The sequence below is a fragment of the Paenibacillus sp. NPDC058177 genome, from assembly GCF_042883835.1.
Taxonomy (GTDB): domain Bacteria; phylum Bacillota; class Bacilli; order Paenibacillales; family Paenibacillaceae; genus Paenibacillus_AQ; species Paenibacillus_AQ agri.
On record NZ_JBHVVB010000001.1, the window covers coordinates 654,844 to 673,488 of the forward strand.

Sequence of the window (18,645 nt, forward strand, 5' to 3'; positions counted from 1 at the left end):
AAGTCAACATCACCATGCACACACCAGCTAGAAAGAAAGGACACCCTAACCTGTGAAGTACTGGAAATCTTATTATACCTTTGTACGTCCATATATGAAATGGATCATTATCACCCTGATCATAGGGATGATCAAATTCAGCATTCCGCTGACACTTCCTATTATTCTAAAATACGTCGTGGACGACCTTTTGATGAATCCGGCGATGACCGTTAACGAACGAGTTTCGCAATTAATGATGATCCTGGGCGGTGCCTTTGTGTTATTCGTTATCGTTCGCGGGCCGGTGGAATATTACCGTCAGTATTTTGCCCAGCTCATTACCAGTAAAGTGCTGTTCGATATGCGTAACAAGCTATACGCTCATTTGCAGCGCTTATCACTACGTTACTATCAGAATACCAAAGTAGGCGAGGCCATTTCCAGATTTATCAATGATGTGGAGCAGACGAAGAATCTGGTAGAGGTTGGCATGATGAATGTCTGGCTGGATATGTTCACGCTGGTCTTCGCTCTGGCGTTCATGTTCTACCTGAATCCGGTGCTGGCTCTGGTCTCCATTGCAATACTGCCTCTGTACGGTATTGCAGTGAACACGCTGTATAAGCGGCTTAAGATCCTGACCAAAGATCGCTCGCAGGCGCTGGCCGGTATTCAGGGCTATTTGCACGAGCGCATTCAAGGGATCTCTGTGATCCGCAGCTTTACGATGGAGCGTGTTGACCAGAAGAAATTCGAAGGCATCAATGCCAATTTTCTGAACAAGGCGATGGCCCAGACGCGCTGGAATGCGTTCACTTTTGCCATCATCAATACCTTGACGGATATCGCCCCATTGCTTGTGATCGGGTACGGAGGTTATCAAGTTATACAGGGGAATCTGACCCTTGGGACCTTTGTAGCTTTCTTCGGTTATCTGGATCGGATGTATGCGCCGCTTCGGCGCCTGATTAACTCTTCTACGGTTCTGACTCAGGCCTCGGCCTCATTAGAGCGGGTGCTGGAGCTGCTTGAGGAGCCCTATGATATCGTCGATGAGCCGGGAGCCAGAAATTTGAGTGGAGGGTCGGGCGCGATCGACTTCCGTCATGTGTGGTTCAAGTACAGCCCGGAAGGCGATTGGGTATTAAAAGATATTGATCTATCCATTCAGCCGGGACAAACGGTGGCCTTTGTTGGCATGAGTGGTGGGGGCAAATCATCGCTGATCAGCCTGATTCCGCGCTTCTATGATGTAACTGAGGGTAGTCTATGCGTAGACGATCAAGATATTCGGAGCTTAACGCAGGAGAGTCTGCGCGGAGCTGTCGGGATGGTCCTTCAAGACAACTTCCTGTTCAGCGGTTCGGTGCGTGAAAATATTCTATTCGGGAATCCGCAGGCACCTGAAGAGAGCATCATCGCGGCGGCGCAGGCAGCCAATGCCCATGATTTCATCATGCAACTGCCGCAAGGTTATGACACAGAAGTGGGCGAGCGGGGCGTGAAGCTGTCCGGCGGACAAAAGCAGCGGATTGCGATTGCCCGTGTTTTCCTCAAAAATCCTAAGGTGCTTATTCTGGATGAAGCCACCTCAGCACTGGACCTCGAGTCAGAGCATCTGATTCAGCAGTCACTTCAGTCGCTGGCTTCGGAGCGGACGACCCTGATTGTTGCTCACCGGCTGTCTACGATTACCCATGCCGATCAGATTGTCGTGCTGGAGAATGGATCGATTACAGAACGGGGCACACATGAACAGCTGATGGCATTGGATGGAAGCTATGCCCGGCTCTTTAACGTACAGCGATTGGACGTTTAATTTAGACAGCATATCCACTGGCTGGATTGCATAGAAGAGAGCAGCGGTGATCTCGGGAGAGACGCCGCTTTTTTCATTTGCTTGATTTATAAGATGCACATAAGAAAATAACAAAAAGCGAGAAGGAACGAAGGAGGAAAGGTTGGAACTGTAGGAGCGAACGCGTTCGCCTTTGTCACCAGATTTCATCCGCTAAAAGCGGTTTAATCAAAGAAATCTGGGGACAACAGCGACCGGAAAGCGACCGGAAGTCCAACATTCACCGTAGTGACGACCGAGCCTTACGTTCATATCTTAAGTTCGTCTTTTTATAGCATCAGCAAAAGTTTTTTTGAGTCCTTGCGTCTTTTTGGGAGGGCTGCACGTCTAACTGGTGTATACGTTAAGAAAGGAAGTGAGCAGCATGAACGTTGAAGTACTGGCTGAGCGGGCAATCGCCGGCGATGAAGACAGCTTCACCACCCTGATCGAGGGCATGCAGGAGCGGATTTACAGAATGGCATTTTCTTATGTCAGGAACAAGGATGAGGCGCTGGAGATTGTCCAGGAGACAGTCTATAAAGCCTATATTTCCATTTATAAATTGCAGCAGCCGCAATATTTTACGACCTGGATTACCAGGATTGCCGTCAACTGCGCGCTGGATCATATCCGTAAATCCCAGAAAATCATCTACATGGAGAAAGAACCTGAAGGCAGCTATGTACCGGGGCAGAAGGAAGAAATCATTGACTTGCACGAAGCGCTGGACGGACTGGATGAAAAGTCGCGAATGGTAATCGTTATGAGGTATTTCGAAGACTTGCCGCTGAAAGAAATTGCGGAAATCCTGGAACAGCCCTTGAGTTCGGTCAAATCGGTCCTCTACAGAGGGTTGGAGAAATTAAAAGTCAATCTGGAGGAGAGTGAGCACCTTGGATAAGAAACTGGAAGTGATGCAGCAAGCATATAACGATATAGAGATTCCTCAAGAGCTGTCGGCCGCTGTCCATAAGGGGATTGAAAGAGGCAAGCAACATCGGCGCAAAAATAGCGTGGTACGGCGGAGCCTGAAATGGGGCGGTTCAGCAGCGGCGGCGGTGCTGATTTCTTTTACTATAAGTGTGAATACGATGCCTGCATTCGCAGGAAGTCTGGAGCAAGTGCCTGTACTGGGCAAGCTGGTAGAGGTGTTGCAGTTTACCCACGGAAGCGCTGGTGGCGGCACGATCCAAGATGGGGTCGATGTGGACTTTATTGCTTTGAAGACACAGGGCGAGCGTGATCAGTTAATCTTGAATTTTGCCAACCCTGATGAAGATCAGACACTGGCGAGTTCGTATAACGTGAAGTTCACGGAGTATCCATACACCATGACCCTATCCATTGGCGGAGTGAGAAAATTCTCAGCTTCCAAAGACTTGGAGATTCTGAAGGAGAGTCGTTATGTAGAGGATGCCTATCCGCTCATCACGCTCGATGACTCCGCTATTCGGTTTAGTGTAACTTTCAAAGAGCCGGTTGCCTATGAGGTCAAAGAGTACAAAGATCCTGCACAAGTGGTGATTACATTGAAGAAGGGAGCAGGCGTTCAAGAGCAACCTGTGTATTCGCTGCGGACACCTTCCCAGCCCGCTGGGGAGACGCTAGCTATTGCTGAAGAAATGCTGTTCGGGGTAGAGGGATTACGTATGCTGAAGGACCAGAAGGGCTTATTCCTCGTGGAAGCAGGGTATTATCCGACGGAGAAAGCGGCGCAGGAAGCCATGAAGAAGATTCAGGCAGAGCATGGCTATGCAGAACCGTTGGTTGTGGAGAAAAGAATGGCAGGCGAGCTTCCGCAATCGATTACTGCTGATGAGTAACACCACGTGGCTGAGTAAATCGCGTTGCTCAGTAACACCATGTTGCTCAGCTAATCTGGGCAATACCAGCTTAAGCTGGCAAATGCATTTGCAAAGTTACCGAGACACTGCAGAAAGAGTCCATATCTAGATATAAGTTCCGAAAAGATGCGCAAACATATAATTTCACGAGTTTGGAATGAAGATGTAGCACGAAGCTGCTAAACACAAAACAAAAGAAATTACACAAAATATGAATTGAAGGTCTACATGAGCCTTTGATTCATATTTTTTTATCTCTATAGACTGAATAAGCATAACTAAACTCAAGTTTAAAGTTATTAAACCCAGGAAATACCTTTCAAATGGATTAATAAAAATACAGACGGTAAATACGATTATTCCCAAAGAAAAAAAGTACCTTATCAATTTCAAATTCCTTTTTGTCAATAAACTCAACGCACACCCCTCCGTTTAGCCTATTTCGAATCATAGAATAACCAAAGAAAGTAGCAAAGCGAAAAGGAACGAACGAGAAAGGAATGGAAGTATAGGAGTGGAACTATAGGTGTCGAACTGCAGGAGCGAAAGCGATCTCCTGAAAGCTTTCCGGAGGAAAGCTCGCAGCGAAAGCATAGGCTGTCCCCAAATTTCAAGCGCTTTCCATCGTATATGGCTTGATTTAATGTAAAATAGTCATCGAGAGGTTTTCTTTCTTCGTGCTGCCGGAAATTCCAGAATGCCTTGCTTTTTGGTGGCTGACTAGGTTCCAATCGTGGTGCACAGCTTGTTTTACGCCACTTTATTTCCAAGGTGTAATTAACGGCATTTTTGTACCTTAAATAACTTGCAACTAAGAGAATGTTGGAATTAAGTGCAATATTGTACCTTAATTTCTCCATAATAGGCCCTTTAGCTTACTTTTTTTAAAAATAAGGTACAATAATGCTCTTATTTTACTTATTTACCCTTAATTGACGAAAATAAGGTACAATAATGCACTTATTTTCCTGTATACCTCTACTCTACGAAAATGAGGTATAATAACGCACTCATTTTCCCTGTAAATCTCTACTCAACCAATATAAGGTGCAAAATGCTATAAGCAGAGGAGGGAGAATCATTTTCATGGCTAAGAGTGGTACAGGGGATGGGGAATTGGTTACTTAAAGCCCTAACTTCATCTCCCTCTGTATTGAGTTTTTTCTTGCAAATGCTCGCACATCCGCAGGATATTTCTCGGCTGAATAGCGACGGATCCCTCGGTATAATCTTCAGTATGGTCTTCAGTATGGTCTCAGTATAGTCGTCGGTATAGTGTTCAGTATGGTCTTTTTCATGGCCTCTGTACAGTTCTTTGTTTGATCCTCTATTTTATCCTCAGCTTGCTCTTTTTTTGAATCTTAATATCACTTAATCATACAGATCATTTCTAACCAACCGATAAAAGTCCGCTCTCTATAAAGCTTTTGCCAATAAACGCAAAAAACTGCTTCAACTACTGAAGCGGTTTTTTGTGCGTTCATGAAGAGCAGGTGAAATAAACGAATTTAAAAGCCGTCAAATGGACGAATTCCCTCTCGTTCCGTATAACTACATTTTTCCGATCAGCAGCGATAGAATCCCCGCGGCGATCAGCGGGCCGACCGGCACGCCCTTGAAGAAGGCCACACCGATAACTGTTCCGATCAGGAGACCGGCGACAACGGTGGGCTGGTTGCCCATCAGGATAGCGCCGCGTCCGCCAAGATAGGCCACAAGAATGCCGATGCCGATCGCAGCGAGCGATTTCCAGTGCAGGAAGGACTGGCCGACCGTCTGCAGAGAGATTTTGCCGCTGGCCAGCGGGGTCATGACGCCGATCGTCAGGATGATAATCCCGATGGTGAGTCCGTATTTCTCCAGCCAGGGGAAGGCTTGATGCAGCCCTAGTACCCTTATTAGCAGCAGAACGACCATCGCGATAGTGACAGGCGAATTGTTGCTGACAATACCCAGTGCGGCCAGTCCCAGCAGCAGCAAAGAAGTCATGTCCATCCGTGCTTCAACTCCTTGTCTGATTACCTTGACTTCGAGAGGATGTGATCCACAATCAGTTTGCCATGTCCCCGTCCAGTCTCAATGAAGACCTCATTAGCATTGCGACCGGAAGCGATCACTCCTGCTACGTAGATCCCTGGCACCGTTGACTCCATGGTAACAGGGTCGTATACAGGTTTATCCAGATCGTCATTCATAGCTGCACCTGCGGAAGAGAGCAGGGCCCGGCTTGGCTTGAAGCCAGTTAGCGCCAGGACAAAATCATTGTCGATGACGTTAGTCTCGCCATTATGACTTGTAATCAATACTGAATCCGGCTTAATTTCTGTAACACGGGACTGAAGATGCAGCCGGATCTTTCCTTTTTGCACCATGCCTTCGAAGATCGGCCGTACCCATGACTTAATATTGTCCGAAATGCTGTCTCCGCGATAGACCATATCTACAGAGGCACCCACACGCATCAGCTCCAGCGCAGCATCTACTGCCGAGTTACTGCCACCTATGACGGTAACCTTCATCCCTGTGTAAGGGTGTGCTTCCCCGAAGTAGTGAGTGACCTTTGGAAGCTCCTCGCCGGGAATACCAATCATATTAGGTTGGTCAAAATAACCGGTCGCAATCACAACATGACCCGCTTTATGACTGTGCTGCTCGCCGCGCATATTGGATGTATGTACGACAAAAGTTCCATCCTCGAGTGTTTCAATTGACAGCGCCTCTTCATAAGCGGCAATTTCCACACCATGCTGCTCAGCAGCGCGGCGGTAGTAGACAAGCGCTTCATGGCGATAAGGCTTGTCATTTGGAGAGGTGAATGGTACATCGCCAATTTCCAGAAGCTCTGCCGTGCTGAAGAACTGCATATTGGTGGGATACAAATAAATAGAATGGACAATGAAGTTCTTTTCAATAATGAGGCTGGACAGCCCCTGACGCTGGCATTCGATAGCTGTTGAAAGCCCGCAGGGCCCGGCCCCGATGATGATAACATCTTTCATGTTGCTGGTAACCTCCCGTGAAATCCTATCTTTTTATTCTGTATAACGGACCCGGCAAAAAGCCGGACCTCTAAATCCTACTCCAAATCCAAATTTTTTTCCATAAGGACGAAAAGTAAGCGCTTTTATATTGCTTGTAATGTTAGGATGGTGTATAATTAGATATATATCTAAAGTTATTTCAACTTTACCATCAAGATCTGGACGTCATAAGGAGTGTATCAAGTGCAGCTCGACAAAATCGTTAATTATCATAAGGCACTGGCCGACCCAACCCGCCTTCGCATGTTGCTCTTGTTATCTCAAGGAGAGATGCACGGACATGCGCTGGCTGAGAAGCTGAATCTATCCCAGCCAACGGTTACCCATCATGCCGCCAAATTGCGCGAAGCTGCGCTGATTAAGGAACGTCGTGACAAGAATACAGTCTTTTTCAAGTTAAATCCTGAGTTCATCAGAGAGAATGCGGAAGCATCTTTGGAGTTTATTTTTGCGAAAGGAGCCCGGGATATGGAAGAGCAGTCACCTGAGAACAGTCTCAAGGAGTCGGTGATTCGTAATTTCTTCGCCAAGGATGGCCGTCTGCGGCAAATTCCGGCCCAGTACAAGAAGAAGCTGATTGCCTTGCAGTACATTGTGGAGAAGCTGGAGCCTGGTGTGGTGTACACCGAGAAAGAGATCAATGAGTTCATCAAGCCGTTTCACGACGATTTTGCCACGATCCGCCGGGAGTTCATCATGCATCAGTTCATGTACCGGGAGAATGACAAGTACGAGCTGAATCCGCCGGAGATGTGGACACATTGGGAATATGTCAAATAAAAGGCTCCAAATGATAAGGTTATGTGAAACTTGGGCGTATAACGGTTTAAAGGATTGGGAATTGCATAAAATGGAATTGTAAGCGTTAACTAATATATGCATTGAAAGGAGACTTTCGGTATGATATTTAAACGCGCTAAAAAAGCATCCCCGACCATTGCTGTAACTCTGCCGCAGATCAAGCAGGCTGTGAGGCAGTTTGAAGCCGATATGCCGGACCCGATCAATCGCACTGTACTGATCAATGAAGATAAGAGTATTGATGTGGACCGTCTCAAACGTTATTTAGGCGGTGTTCCGGAGCAGAAATTCTTTATGTCTCGTGAGACCTTTGAAATCTTTGAGGAAAAAGACAAGCTAATTCCTTATTATTTGGACATGGTTCAGTCCGCTGTGGACAACTATATTAGCGATACCGGCAAGCTGCCGCTACTGGAGGATGCCTGGTTGCCCGAGGTGCACTACCGGCTTCTGTCAACTGAAAGGTATCTCAAGGAGACCCCGCCTTTTCCACTGTATATCACGGAAGAGGAAATGATGCTTACTCACAGACCGGAGCATTTCGAGTAACGGGGGTGACAGGGTGAGCAGGGGGTTAGAAAATAAAGACTGTCTCGGATGAAGGGAAACCAACACCCTTTTCCAAGACAGTCTTTTTGTTGATGTGTGAAATGTGGAAACGGGTAAGTGCAAGCTAGATAAAGAAGGGAAGCAGGAACAGGTCCCTGATACCGAAAAAAGGAATACGCCGATGGATAAACCGCCGTCTTGGAAAGAATCCGGGACGGAAGCCGAATTGTCTGTAAGTAGAGCCTTGTGCAGGCATTCCGTTTGCCTGATTCATGATTTCACCTGTCGGAATTGCCAGTGTAATATAATCCTGATCAACGTGAGCAATAAATCCGTCATGGGATTGACCGTCCGTCGTCACGATCCCAACATATTTATTCATACAGTTCCAGCTGATTTGTTGAATGTCTTGCGTTTCCATAAGATTACCCTCCCTAAGAAATACCCATCTGAATTTAAACTCCTGACACCAGTCTATGGACTGCAACCCAGAACGACCACGGTATTCGCCTATAGGATGATAATTAATACAGATGGGGTGAAATTTATGGAGAGAATAAAAGAAGCTGATCTAACCGCTTTGTTCGGTTGGACCAGCCTCTTGTGCAAATTATTTTAGCAGGAAAAATGCATTACCGTTGTATTAACGATGCTGTGCATACTGATTAGCATTGCTAATACCCCGGAGTATATTAAGAATCTCCTCAGAGAGCGGGGGACTCCCGGCGGCCGATACATTCTGCAATAACTGTTCCAGACTACTTGCGCCCGGAATGATCGTTGCTACAGAAGGGTGGGACAATGGATAACGCAGTGCCGTTTGGGTCAAATGAAGGCCATCGCCACTCTGCTGTGTCAGCTTGTCGTGGAGCGCGAGCAATGCCTCCCGGTCATAATCCAAATAGTTCTTCTCTGCTTTGACTCGGCCCCGCTCAGTCAGGATTCCCCCGGCCAGTGGCCCCCGGGCGATCAGACTGATATTATGCTGGGCTAGCAGCGGAAGAATCTCTTCCTCCGGACGCCGGTCCAAAATGCTGTATTGACTCATAACACTGACAATGTTAGAGCGTTTAACATATTCTCTGATCACATTGGGACGGATGGAAGAAATGCCATAGTAACGGATTAAGCCCTCCTGCTTCAGCTCCTCGAACGCCTCGATAGTTTCCTCAATAGGGTCCTCGATTGTCCCGCCGTGGAGCTGATACAGATCGATGTAGTCCGTCTGCAATCTCCGCAAACTGTCTTTGACTGCTGATTTGATATAGGCCTTGGAAGGGTCCCAATCCCAGCCTTCTTGACCTGGCCTTCTGCGGTTGCCCACCTTGGTGGCAATAACCACATCCTCGCGGCGGTGGCGAATGGCCTGGCCTATGATCTCCTCATTGCGGCCTGCATCGTACAGATCGGCGGTATCCAGGAAGTTGATACCCTTCTCCAGTGCTTCATGAATGAGATAGACGCCTTTGTCTTCCTCTGTTCCGAGCGACATGCAGCCGAGTCCAATTTCGCTAATGTATAGTTCTGATGTTCCCAAACGGTGTTTGTTCATCCTAGGTTTCCTTTCTGTAGACAGATTGACCTTTATTATATCGTCTTCAAGTCCAGTCGGACAAATCGGGAGGTGTGGGCTGCCGGTTCATGAGACCCTATTCTTTTCAGAAAAGGATCAGGCGTGATATAGTTTTAACTGTGAACCTGTAGACAGGTTACTTGTACGGGAACACGAAATCTAGCGAATTGGTGAACTTATGACAAAAATACAAGGCTTGCTGTTTGATCTTGATAATACTCTTATGGACCGTGATCATACGTTCCGCAGCTTCAGCACCCAGTTTGTACGCGATTTTCTAGGCCACTTATCTCCAGAGGAGATGGACAGGGTGGTCGAAGATATGATCATCAGGGATAATGACGGTTACAGGGACAAGGATGGTTTTTTTGCCGAGCTGAGCGAGATACTGCCTTGGAGGACACCGGTTTCTGCCGCCCATATTCGCACTTATTATGATGAAAGCTACAGTCACCATGGTGCGCTGATGAAGCATGCCCTGGATATTCTGGAGCATTGCCAGGCGCGCGGTTATGTGCTGGGACTAGTGACCAATGGGAAAAAGCATATCCAGGATGGTAAAATCGACAAGCTGAATCTGCGTAGCTTCTTCAAAACAATCGTGATTTCCGGAGAAGCTGGAATCAGTAAACCTGATCCAGCCATCTATCGGCTTGCGCTGGAACGTCTGGGAACAGAAGCCGATAAGACACTATTTATCGGGGATCATCCGGTTAATGATATTTGGGGTGCCGGTAAGGCGGGGATTGAAAGCATCTGGTTACGCCGCAATCATCCATGGGATGATGGGCTTGAAGGTGGTCCGTGGAAAACAATTGATGAGCTTTATGAACTGAAGCAGATTTTGTAAATTAATATTGCATTATAGGTTGACAATTAGTATAAAGTCCGTTTATGATAGCAACAGATTATTTCGGAAGGAGACGATGAATATGACAGCATATACAATGATTGTTTCGACGGTTGTAACTGTTGTAGATACGTGTCTTCCGGGAACAGCGGCTGTTCAGTAAGTCTGATTCAGCTTAGCGGGTAAGCTCTTTTAATGCTTATTAGAGCCGCCGGGAACCGTATCGGTTCCGGCGGCTTTTTTGCGTACAAATATACTATGCCTAACTCTTATAAGAGTGTGGTTTATTCTGTATTTGTAATTGTACAGCCAGACTCTGCGTGAGTGTGGAGGATTCTGTACCAGACGCCGCCGGAACCTTGGTTTCGGCGGTTTTTTATGTTCCCGGAAAACTCGCAGGATGATAAAAATATGGATACAGAAACTTAGGAGGCAATACATGAATATTGAACGATATGGTTGGAATGAAATCTGGATGAACAAATGGAACCAAGAATGGAATACACAAGAGGATGGAAGAAGCTATGTACCCGGGCGGATTGTGGGCGACTTTGGCAGCAAATACCGGGTCCTTGCGGAGTCCGGCGAGACTTGGGGGGAATTGGCCGGAAAGTTCAGGCATTCCCTTAACGAGAAGGGGGAGTTTCCAGCCGTTGGCGACTGGGTGGCGCTGGTTATGCAAGATGAGGGTGCCCATGCAGTCATCCATGGTGTTCTTCCCCGGCACAGCGTGATTTCACGCAATGTAGCTGGCAGCACCCAGGACGAGCAAATCGTCGCTTCTAATGTCAACACCTTGTTCCTGGTCAGCGCGTTGAACAACGATTTTAATGTCCGGCGGATGGAGCGGTATCTTATTATGGCCTGGAACAGTGGAGCCAACCCGGTAATCCTGCTGACCAAAGCAGATTTGTGTGAAAACGCGGAAGAGCAAATCGCCGATATGGAAAGGGCGGCTCCGGGCGTTCCCGTGTATGCCGTCAGTGCCTTGCTGGATCAGGGGCGTGAGAAGCTGCTTCCGTATATCGGCAGCGGTCAGACGGTTGCGCTTACCGGCTCGTCGGGCTGTGGTAAGTCGACGATGGTTAACTGGCTTAGCGGAAAGAATCTTCAATTGACGCAGGGTGTTCGCGAAGACGATAGTCGTGGCCGGCATACTACAACGCACCGGGAAATGTTCGTGCTGCCAGATGGCGGTATTATCGTCGATACGCCGGGGATGCGGGAGCTGAAGCTGTGGGAGGACGAAGGCGGACTTGATCTTGCTTTTGGGGATATCAGCGAATGGGCTGCGTCCTGCCGGTTCAGCAATTGTAGTCATGAGCGGGAAGAAGGCTGCGCCGTACTGGAAGCAGTCCAAAGCGGACAGCTGGATGAGAAGCGGCTGCTCAACTACCGCAAAACCCAGCGTGAGCTGCAATTCCAGAGTTCGAAGGAAGCCAAAGCGAAACGAAAGGTAGCCTCCGGGACAGGCTCCTCCAAAACAGGCCAGTCGCGCACCAGAGGCTACGGCTGGCGCAAAGAACTAGATGAATATTAAGTGATATGTGATTCTTAAGATCACTCTATCAAACGACAAAACCTCCCGGTTCCAGAAGGAACGGGAGGTTTTATCGTACCTATATATAAATAAAGGCCCGGTTAATGTGATTCCAGATCGTTGTTAAGTCTAGTGGTTCAAATCGTAACGGCAAATGTTATAACCGGACCTTTAGAACGATAACTTAGAACGAGGCTGCTACAGTTTTGGCAGATTCAAGGCCTTTTGCAATAATGTCAGCGGCTTGATCTGGAAGTTGACTGTGGCCTTCAACGATTACTTGAGTAATATCTTGGATACCCCAGAAGCCAAGGTTGTTAACGATGAAGTTAACAGCCATTTCAGCACCAGCAGCAGGACCTTCGGAATAAATGCCGCCTCTGGCATTCAACACAACTGCTTTTTTGCCACCCAGGAGGCCTTTAGGACCTTCAGCAGTGTATTGGAATGTCTTACCAGCTTGGTTCACGTAATCGATGTATGTGTGAAGTACAGCAGGCACAGTCATATTCCAAAGTGGGAAAGCGAACACGACTTTATCAGCTGCGATAAATTGATCCAGGTATTTGTTTACCAAAGCTGCACCAGCAGCTTCTTCAGGAGTAGCTTCATAGCCTTGGTTGGATTTGTAAACGCCAGTGATCAAAGTGTTATCGTAGTAAGGGAGCTGTTCAGCGAACAGGTCAAGTTCGGTAATCTCATCTTGCGGATTATTTTGCTTGTAGCTTTCCAGGAATTCGTTGTACAGCTGGACGCTGATCGATTGGTCAGCAGGGCGGTTATTTGCTTTGATGAATAGGACTTTAGTCATGATGATTGCTCCTCAAATGTATATTAGATACTTACTGAATATAATATAGCACTTGTAATTAAGTTTGTAAACTTTAGAATATAAAAAATATTTGTAGTGAATGAGCAGCGAATTCGTCTGAAGAGAATGCGTTTAGGAATATGTAGGAAGGGTATATAGGAGTACGAGGGTAAAAGGAAATGATTTCCTGAAAAGAATAGTGTCTGATAAGAAATGAATAAAAGGAGCGATTGGCATGTCCATTGACCGTTTTATTATTAAGAAATTGGACAGCTGTCACGAAGAACATACGCGTCTAAATCTGCTCAAGCTATTCAAGCTTCGTATCCAAAAGGCCGAGAAAATGGAAGAGAGAAACTACAAAACCAGCTAAACCGTTCTATCCAAAAGTTAAAAGGGCGGCGTTCGTTCGGGTGATAAACAGGGCATATTCCTTCGATCGAGAAGGTGTATGGCTCTTTGGGTTGTCTGGAGCATAAAAAAACTACCCCTCTATTAATAGAGGGATAGCGCCAATGAATCATTTTCACTGTAACTGTGCAATATAGCTTCAGAGCCTTTAATTTCGATACTGATCAGAGAATTCAAGCATTTCTGGAGGGCACGTTTGCCTTTTTGAATTTTGAGATCCAAGGTGTTGTTAAGTAACCGGAGCACTTTTTGAGTCGGCTGTTTATTTTCTGTTGTGAAATACACAGGTACAAGTTTGTTCTGAAATGTTATAACCATTCTCATTTGAAATCCACCTCGCTACAAGTATTTCATAGTAATGATAATACCGGGTGTTTCTTAATTTTACCTTAAAATTAGCTTATGATAACATAAAGATTACTAGATTTATTTCCATATGCCGTGTTTTTTGATTTAATTATGATCAGTGAAGTATTACAGGAAGGAATAATGATGTGAATGAAAAGGAAAGATTGATTCTGGCCCGGTTTCTGTTTCCAGAGCTGACCAGGAGTGTGGATATTGAAAAGTTGTTGAATAAAGCGGATGCAGGAGCACGACTATGTCGGCTGAAATACGCCGAAGCGGGTTTTACACGGGATGTTTGCCTGCTGATACATAAGGAGACTACATGGATTTTTTGTCTGAGAGCACCGGAGGTGTCCAGTTGGGAGCTAAGCGAGCCAGAAGAAGTGCGTGAGGCTTGCATCCTCTTACTGAATGGTTGCGACGAATGTGAAAGTGATACTCAGACCGTACCACCCGCACCTGCAATGTTGCTATCCAGGACAAGATTTGAGCAGATCAAGGAAGAGTCAGCCGCCCTTCCGGTACATATCCTGTCGGATTTACTGGAGGAGACTAGCGGCGATGTCATGAACGCCCCCCGGTTAGCCAGAATCATGAAGCGGTGCACATCTGAGGGTGAATTACGACTTTGCATGCACGGTTCCAGCGGCTGGAATACGCAATATGCCTCCTATATCGGTGATCCATCCGGCGCATTTATGCTACGCATCGGGCGCGGAACGGAAGATTGGATGATTGCTGCACCAACCACCAAAGCAGAGTTCTGCAACGCTATCACACAATGGGTTCTGAAGGCGGCGCCAATCTGACGCTGCGGGCAGCACGCAAATAATGAAACCGGAACCCGTATCAAACCTCAGCCAAAATATGCGTAAACAAATAGAGTGACACACATCAGGCAGGACCGATATTACCGGTTCCGGCCATTTTGGCATTCCTCTTGAATCTCAAATTCTCTCAACCATAGTTTCCATGTATTTCAAGAAAATGAGTATCCGCCGATGTACCTATTTTTACTTCATTTTGAATCCGCTCACCGCAGCCTCCTGGTCTTCTTAACCATTCTTTAGGCATCCGCATATGCTGCAAGCAAGGGCGAAAGACCCGGTAAGAAAGGAGAATGAAGGATGAAAAGAAGAAAAAAACTGTCACTGTCGTTCTTGATCATCGCTCTGTGTTTTTCCGTACTTGCCGGCTGCGGGGGCGACCCGTCGTCGGTGAAGGTGAAGATCGGCGAGGTGACCCGTTCGGTGTTCTATGCGCCTGAATATGTCGCGCTGTCACAGAATTTTTTCAAGGATGAGGGTCTGGACGTGGAGCTGCAGACCATTCCTGGCGGGGACAAAACGATGACGGCTTTGCTATCTGGAGCGATTGATGTGGCGCTTGTAGGCTCCGAGACTTCGATCTATGTATCTCAACAGGGAGCCGATGATCCGGTGATCAACTTTGCACAGCTTACTCAGCGGGACGGGACATTTCTGTTTGCCCGCAAGGCCGCGGGACAGTTCAACTGGGATGACGTGAAGGGGTCAACCTTTCTCGGACAAAGAAAAGGCGGAATGCCACAAATGGCCGGCGCTTTTACCCTGAAGCATAAAGGTATCGATCCTGCCAAGGATGTGAACCTGATTCAAAATATTGATTTTGCCAACATTGCCGGGGCTTTTGCTTCCGGGACAGGGGACTATGTACAGCTGTTCGAGCCGCAAGCCTCAATCTTTGAGCGTGAAGGACGGGGTTCAGTTGTGGCTTCGTTCGGGGTGGAGAGCGGGTACTTGCCTTACACGGTTTTCATGTCCAAGAAGAGTTATATCACCAAAAATGGCGACACGGTCCAAAAGTTCACCAATGCGATCCAGCGCGCTCAAACTTGGGTGAAGGAGCATAGCCCGGAGCAGATTGCGGACGCGGTGCTGCCGTATTTTGACAAGACAGACCGGGATATCGTCATCTCTTCGATCAAGCGTTACAAAGAACAGGATACGTATGCGACAGATCCCATCATTGACAATAAAGAGTGGAATAACCTGCTGGACGTTATGGAGAACGCCGGTGAGCTGAAGGAACGCATTCCAGTAGACAAGATTGTGAATAACAGCTTTGCCGAAAAAGCCAAGGACAGTCTCGCAAGTCAAACCGGAAAGTAAGGAAAAGCACAATCTGTGAAAGGAGGAGGTGGATATGCTGCCGGTAGTGGAATTAAAAGGCGTAACACATGCTTACTTGGGCGAACGGGAAGCCTCTCTGGCTATTGAAGACTTGAACCTTAGCATCGGAAGTGGAGAATTCGTCAGTCTGGTTGGGCCAAGTGGCTGTGGTAAAACGACGCTCCTCTCAATAATTGCCGGATTATTGCAGCCTTCCGAAGGAAAGGTCTCCGTCTATGGCCGTCCAATCCATAGCCCTTCCCCTGAGATCGGCTACATGCTCCAGCAGGATTATCTGTTCCCCTGGCGCACGATTCTTGAGAATGCCCTGCTGGGGCTAGAATTGACCGGTAATCTGAACGAGGATAACCATAGAAAGACCGTGGAGCTGCTGGGAGATATGGGACTTGCGGGAAAAGAGGATGCTTATCCGTCCCAGCTCTCCGGCGGCATGCGGCAGCGCGTAGCGCTGGTGCGTACCCTTGCAACCGATCCCGGTCTGCTTCTGCTGGATGAGCCATTCTCGGCGCTCGACTACCAGATCAAGCTGCAGCTTGAGGATCTGGTGTCAGAAACTCTGCGCCGCCGCGGAACTACAGCTATCCTGGTTACCCATGATCTGTCTGAGGCAATTGCAGTCAGTAACCGGGTGATCCTGCTGGAACCAAATCCGGGAAGAATCCGCAAAGTGTTTACTGTGCCGGAGTCTATCCGCGAGGTTCCACCCTTATATGCACGGGATCAGCCGGGCTTTGCAGAGCTTTTTCATGAGGTTTGGCAGGAAATGGAGCAGGCAGGGAGCAAGTCGGTTTAGGCAGGTAACGCTGAACGTTAGGAGGGAACGCTTGTGAAGCAATCGGAAATATCCGGGATCGCAGCTTCCCGGGAATCATGGCTGCGGCAAATGCACAACACATTCAGCCAAGAGAAACGACGGGAGAAAAATCGGATTATCGCGGTCCGCACCAGCCTGCTGCTGGTGTTCTTTGCTCTCTGGGAAGCCAGTGCACGGTTGAGCTGGATCGATGAATTGCTGTTCAGCTACCCGACCAAGGTGTTCCGGCAAATCTGGGGCGATATGGTCAGCGGCACTCTTTGGCCACATTTAGGCATCACGGTTGGAGAGACTGTGGTAGGTTTCGCACTGGGGACGCTGTTGGGCACACTGCTGGCCGTGATGATCTGGTGGTCGCCTTTTTTATCTGCGGTGCTGGATCCATATATGGTCGTATTCAACAGTATGCCAAAGGTAGCACTAGGTCCCATCTTTATTGTAATGTTCGGTGCCGGATTCACAGCAATAGTAATGACGACTTTATCCATCACGGTCATTGTAACTACGCTTGTCGTCTATAACAGCTTCTGCAGCGTTGATCCCAATCTGGTCAAGGTGGTGCGGTCGTTCGGGGGCACGCGGGTGCAGATCTTCTTCAAGGTTATTCTGCCATCTTCGTTCCCTGCCATCGTATCTACGCTGAAAGTGAATGTCGGCATGTCATGGGTAGGTGTCATTGTGGGTGAATTTCTGGTGGCAAAATCAGGTCTTGGCTATCTCATTATCTATGGCTTTCAGGTCTTCAACTTCACGCTGGTAATGTCAAGCCTGCTAATCATAGCAGCGGTGGCAACGGCTATGTATCAACTGGTTGTCTATGTGGAGAAGCTACTGTTAAATCGGCGTTAAAAAGATGATGTCATGTTGTGCCGTTCTGAAAAATCTTGTACCATGACTATATTATCTTTACTTAAATTAAGAAGCGAATGTAGTTAAGGAGAGTATTGTTCATGGGATTTCGTGTAATCAAAACCGCAGCGGCCACGCTGTTGTCCATTCTGCTGGCAGCCGCTGTGGGCATACCCAATGCGCAAAGCGCAGGTCTACTAGCTATTCTGGGTGTGGAAGTGACCCGCAAAAGGAGTCTCCGAACGATATCGGCGCGCTTTTCCGCCTCGCTCGTGGGACTCTTTTTAGGCTGTATTTTATTCTGGGGACTAGGGTTTCATTATTGGGTACTCGGACTATATGTGCTGCTTGGGTTCCCGCTGATTGTGCGGGCAGGCTTTAAGGAAGGGATCGTCACCAGCTCGGTTATCGTTTTTCGGGTCTTTGGACAAGCAGAGATCAGCTTGCACGTCCTGTTCCAGCAGATTGAACTGCTTGTAATCGGACTAGGGTCTGCAGGACTGGTGAATTTGATCTATATGCCTCATGCAGGTGGGGCAATCTCGGCCATCCGCAAGGAAGTGGATGGTTATTTCTCTGTGATTTTCACACAGATGTCCCGCACATTGCGTGATCCCGCGTATGTCTGGGACGGGAAGGAACTGATCGGGGCGAACGCTGCAGTCCAGCGGGGGCTGACGGCGGCAACCCGGGAGATGGAGAATCACGTGATTCATCCCGATGAAGCATGGAATGTTTATTTTTATATGCGAAAAGAGCAGTTGGAGTCGATTCAGAACATGGTTCAGCTCCTCTCCCAGGTGTACCGGCAACTGCCGCATTGTGACATGATGGGTGAGCTGTTCGATCAATTGAGCAGTGATGTGAGAGCAGAGGAATATACGGGACGTACGGAGCACTTGCTGCAAGAGGTAGAGCAGGAATTCAAGCGGATGGAGCTCCCGGCTTCCCGTGAGGAATTCGAGGTGCGTTCAGCGATTCTCCAATTGTGCCGTGAGCTGACTCTGTACCTAAAAATTGCTAAACAGCATAAGAATCCGGTTGGACATGAGGTAGTTCGTCCTTCACGGAGCCGTGCCCGCAAAAGCTGAGATTAGGCCTCGAAGCCCGGGACAGGTATTAACAAACAATAGTAAAATAACGATAAGTATAATTAAGCAATAAAATAGTACCACATAGGTGATGTATCTTGAACGGTAACAGTGGGGATTCAAATACAGC

19 protein-coding genes are annotated in these 18,645 nt (G+C 47.7%); 13 read left to right on the forward strand and 6 right to left on the reverse strand.

All coding sequences use genetic code 11. The features are described 5' to 3' along the window. Positions 1 to 52 precede the first annotated feature (52 nt). The 3 genes from ACFVU8_RS03015 to ACFVU8_RS03025 all read left to right on the forward strand — a co-directional run bounded on the left by ACFVU8_RS03015 (position 53) and on the right by ACFVU8_RS03025 (position 3,645). Entirely contained in the window at positions 53 to 1,801 is a 1,749-nt protein-coding gene (locus tag ACFVU8_RS03015) for an ABC transporter ATP-binding protein (protein WP_379464269.1), read from the forward strand. A 403-nt stretch (positions 1,802 to 2,204) separates the two neighbouring features. After that, complete coding sequence (locus ACFVU8_RS03020) at positions 2,205 to 2,723, forward strand: sigma-70 family RNA polymerase sigma factor (RefSeq protein WP_387425792.1); 519 nt, start codon at positions 2,205 to 2,207, stop codon at positions 2,721 to 2,723. Next, entirely contained in the window at positions 2,716 to 3,645 is a 930-nt protein-coding gene (locus tag ACFVU8_RS03025) for a DUF4179 domain-containing protein (protein WP_387425793.1), read from the forward strand. Before ACFVU8_RS03020 ends, ACFVU8_RS03025 begins: the two co-directional genes overlap by 8 nt. Before the next feature lie 1,572 nt (positions 3,646 to 5,217). Here ACFVU8_RS03025 and ACFVU8_RS03030 read toward each other — a convergent pair. Further along, a complete protein-coding gene (locus tag ACFVU8_RS03030) occupies positions 5,218 to 5,661 on the reverse strand; it encodes a DUF441 domain-containing protein (RefSeq protein ID WP_387425794.1) in 444 nt (147 codons plus the stop codon). A gap of 23 nt (positions 5,662 to 5,684) precedes the next feature. Then, positions 5,685 to 6,665, reverse strand: coding sequence for a YpdA family putative bacillithiol disulfide reductase (locus ACFVU8_RS03035; RefSeq protein WP_387425795.1), 981 nt, complete (start codon positions 6,663 to 6,665; stop codon positions 5,685 to 5,687). 225 nt (positions 6,666 to 6,890) lie between these two features. Between ACFVU8_RS03035 and ACFVU8_RS03040 the strand changes: the two genes are divergently transcribed. Both ACFVU8_RS03040 and ACFVU8_RS03045 read left to right on the forward strand, forming a co-directional pair. Then, positions 6,891 to 7,487, forward strand: a complete 597-nt coding sequence (locus tag ACFVU8_RS03040) for a DUF2087 domain-containing protein (RefSeq protein ID WP_175373307.1) — start codon at positions 6,891 to 6,893, stop codon at positions 7,485 to 7,487. A gap of 120 nt (positions 7,488 to 7,607) precedes the next feature. Further along, the gene (locus ACFVU8_RS03045) at positions 7,608 to 8,057 is read left to right on the forward strand and encodes a DUF3939 domain-containing protein (RefSeq protein WP_379464264.1); all 450 of its coding nucleotides are present in this window, start codon (positions 7,608 to 7,610) and stop codon (positions 8,055 to 8,057) included. A gap of 124 nt (positions 8,058 to 8,181) precedes the next feature. Here ACFVU8_RS03045 and ACFVU8_RS03050 read toward each other — a convergent pair whose 3' ends face one another. Both ACFVU8_RS03050 and ACFVU8_RS03055 read right to left on the reverse strand, forming a co-directional pair. Next, positions 8,182 to 8,478: a phosphatidylinositol kinase gene (locus ACFVU8_RS03050; protein ID WP_175373305.1), complete on the reverse strand. Its 297-nt coding sequence runs from the start codon at positions 8,476 to 8,478 to the stop codon at positions 8,182 to 8,184. A gap of 222 nt (positions 8,479 to 8,700) precedes the next feature. Beyond that, positions 8,701 to 9,609 carry an aldo/keto reductase gene (locus ACFVU8_RS03055; protein ID WP_387425796.1) on the reverse strand — a complete coding sequence of 303 codons (909 nt, stop codon included), beginning with the start codon at positions 9,607 to 9,609 and terminating at the stop codon, positions 8,701 to 8,703. Between the two features lie 199 nt (positions 9,610 to 9,808). On the opposite strand from ACFVU8_RS03055, the gene ACFVU8_RS03060 reads away from it, so the two are divergent. Continuing rightward, the gene (locus ACFVU8_RS03060) at positions 9,809 to 10,480 is read left to right on the forward strand and encodes an HAD family hydrolase (RefSeq protein ID WP_379464261.1); all 672 of its coding nucleotides are present in this window, start codon (positions 9,809 to 9,811) and stop codon (positions 10,478 to 10,480) included. A 439-nt stretch (positions 10,481 to 10,919) separates the two neighbouring features. Then, on the forward strand, positions 10,920 to 12,020 hold the full coding sequence (rsgA, locus tag ACFVU8_RS03065) for a ribosome small subunit-dependent GTPase A (RefSeq protein WP_387425797.1): 1,101 nt from the start codon (positions 10,920 to 10,922) through the stop codon (positions 12,018 to 12,020). A 184-nt stretch (positions 12,021 to 12,204) separates the two neighbouring features. On the opposite strand, the gene ACFVU8_RS03070 is transcribed toward rsgA, so the two are convergent. Further along, positions 12,205 to 12,831 (reverse strand): FMN-dependent NADH-azoreductase, encoded by a 627-nt coding sequence (locus tag ACFVU8_RS03070; RefSeq protein ID WP_379464259.1) that lies wholly within the window; start codon positions 12,829 to 12,831, stop codon positions 12,205 to 12,207. Between the two features lie 235 nt (positions 12,832 to 13,066). Here ACFVU8_RS03070 and ACFVU8_RS03075 point away from each other — a divergent pair, with 235 nt between their 5' ends. Beyond that, positions 13,067 to 13,204 carry a hypothetical protein gene (locus ACFVU8_RS03075; protein WP_379464258.1) on the forward strand — a complete coding sequence of 46 codons (138 nt, stop codon included), beginning with the start codon at positions 13,067 to 13,069 and terminating at the stop codon, positions 13,202 to 13,204. Positions 13,205 to 13,326: 122 nt separating this feature from the next. Here the strand turns inward: ACFVU8_RS03075 and ACFVU8_RS03080 are convergent, their stop codons facing one another. Next, complete coding sequence (locus tag ACFVU8_RS03080) at positions 13,327 to 13,566, reverse strand: hypothetical protein (RefSeq protein WP_066361778.1); 240 nt, start codon at positions 13,564 to 13,566, stop codon at positions 13,327 to 13,329. Between the two features lie 170 nt (positions 13,567 to 13,736). Between ACFVU8_RS03080 and ACFVU8_RS03085 the strand changes: the two genes are divergently transcribed. The 5 genes from ACFVU8_RS03085 (at position 13,737) to ACFVU8_RS03105 (ending at position 18,515) form a co-directional block, all read left to right on the forward strand. Beyond that, on the forward strand, positions 13,737 to 14,399 hold the full coding sequence (locus ACFVU8_RS03085) for a hypothetical protein (protein WP_387425798.1): 663 nt from the start codon (positions 13,737 to 13,739) through the stop codon (positions 14,397 to 14,399). Positions 14,400 to 14,717: 318 nt separating this feature from the next. Further along, complete coding sequence (locus ACFVU8_RS03090) at positions 14,718 to 15,740, forward strand: ABC transporter substrate-binding protein (protein ID WP_387425799.1); 1,023 nt, start codon at positions 14,718 to 14,720, stop codon at positions 15,738 to 15,740. A gap of 34 nt (positions 15,741 to 15,774) precedes the next feature. Then, positions 15,775 to 16,554 carry an ABC transporter ATP-binding protein gene (locus ACFVU8_RS03095; protein WP_387425800.1) on the forward strand — a complete coding sequence of 260 codons (780 nt, stop codon included), beginning with the start codon at positions 15,775 to 15,777 and terminating at the stop codon, positions 16,552 to 16,554. 90 nt (positions 16,555 to 16,644) lie between these two features. Continuing rightward, the gene (locus tag ACFVU8_RS03100) at positions 16,645 to 17,424 is read left to right on the forward strand and encodes an ABC transporter permease (RefSeq protein WP_379464733.1); all 780 of its coding nucleotides are present in this window, start codon (positions 16,645 to 16,647) and stop codon (positions 17,422 to 17,424) included. Between the two features lie 101 nt (positions 17,425 to 17,525). Further along, complete coding sequence (locus ACFVU8_RS03105; protein WP_379464254.1) at positions 17,526 to 18,515, forward strand: aromatic acid exporter family protein; 990 nt, start codon at positions 17,526 to 17,528, stop codon at positions 18,513 to 18,515. The last annotated feature ends 130 nt before the right edge of the window (positions 18,516 to 18,645 follow it).

Excerpts from the sequence above, each read along its gene's own strand:
- ACFVU8_RS03020 (WP_387425792.1), top strand. The coding sequence starts at position 2,205 with ATGAACGTTGAAGTACTGGCTGAGCGGGCAATCGCCGGCGATGAAGAC.
- ACFVU8_RS03060 (WP_379464261.1), top strand. The coding sequence starts at position 9,809 with ATGACAAAAATACAAGGCTTGCTGTTTGATCTTGATAATACTCTTATG.
- ACFVU8_RS03095 (WP_387425800.1), top strand. The coding sequence starts at position 15,775 with ATGCTGCCGGTAGTGGAATTAAAAGGCGTAACACATGCTTACTTGGGC.
- ACFVU8_RS03080 (WP_066361778.1), bottom strand. The coding sequence starts at position 13,566 with ATGAGAATGGTTATAACATTTCAGAACAAACTTGTACCTGTGTATTTC.
- ACFVU8_RS03105 (WP_379464254.1), top strand. The coding sequence starts at position 17,526 with ATGGGATTTCGTGTAATCAAAACCGCAGCGGCCACGCTGTTGTCCATT.
- ACFVU8_RS03070 (WP_379464259.1), bottom strand. The coding sequence starts at position 12,831 with ATGACTAAAGTCCTATTCATCAAAGCAAATAACCGCCCTGCTGACCAA.
- ACFVU8_RS03035 (WP_387425795.1), bottom strand. The coding sequence starts at position 6,665 with ATGAAAGATGTTATCATCATCGGGGCCGGGCCCTGCGGGCTTTCAACA.
- rsgA (WP_387425797.1), top strand. The coding sequence starts at position 10,920 with ATGAATATTGAACGATATGGTTGGAATGAAATCTGGATGAACAAATGG.
- ACFVU8_RS03075 (WP_379464258.1), top strand. The coding sequence starts at position 13,067 with ATGTCCATTGACCGTTTTATTATTAAGAAATTGGACAGCTGTCACGAA.
- ACFVU8_RS03050 (WP_175373305.1), bottom strand. The coding sequence starts at position 8,478 with ATGGAAACGCAAGACATTCAACAAATCAGCTGGAACTGTATGAATAAA.
- ACFVU8_RS03055 (WP_387425796.1), bottom strand. The coding sequence starts at position 9,609 with ATGAACAAACACCGTTTGGGAACATCAGAACTATACATTAGCGAAATT.
- ACFVU8_RS03100 (WP_379464733.1), top strand. The coding sequence starts at position 16,645 with ATGCACAACACATTCAGCCAAGAGAAACGACGGGAGAAAAATCGGATT.
- ACFVU8_RS03030 (WP_387425794.1), bottom strand. The coding sequence starts at position 5,661 with ATGGACATGACTTCTTTGCTGCTGCTGGGACTGGCCGCACTGGGTATT.
- ACFVU8_RS03045 (WP_379464264.1), top strand. The coding sequence starts at position 7,608 with ATGATATTTAAACGCGCTAAAAAAGCATCCCCGACCATTGCTGTAACT.
- ACFVU8_RS03090 (WP_387425799.1), top strand. The coding sequence starts at position 14,718 with ATGAAAAGAAGAAAAAAACTGTCACTGTCGTTCTTGATCATCGCTCTG.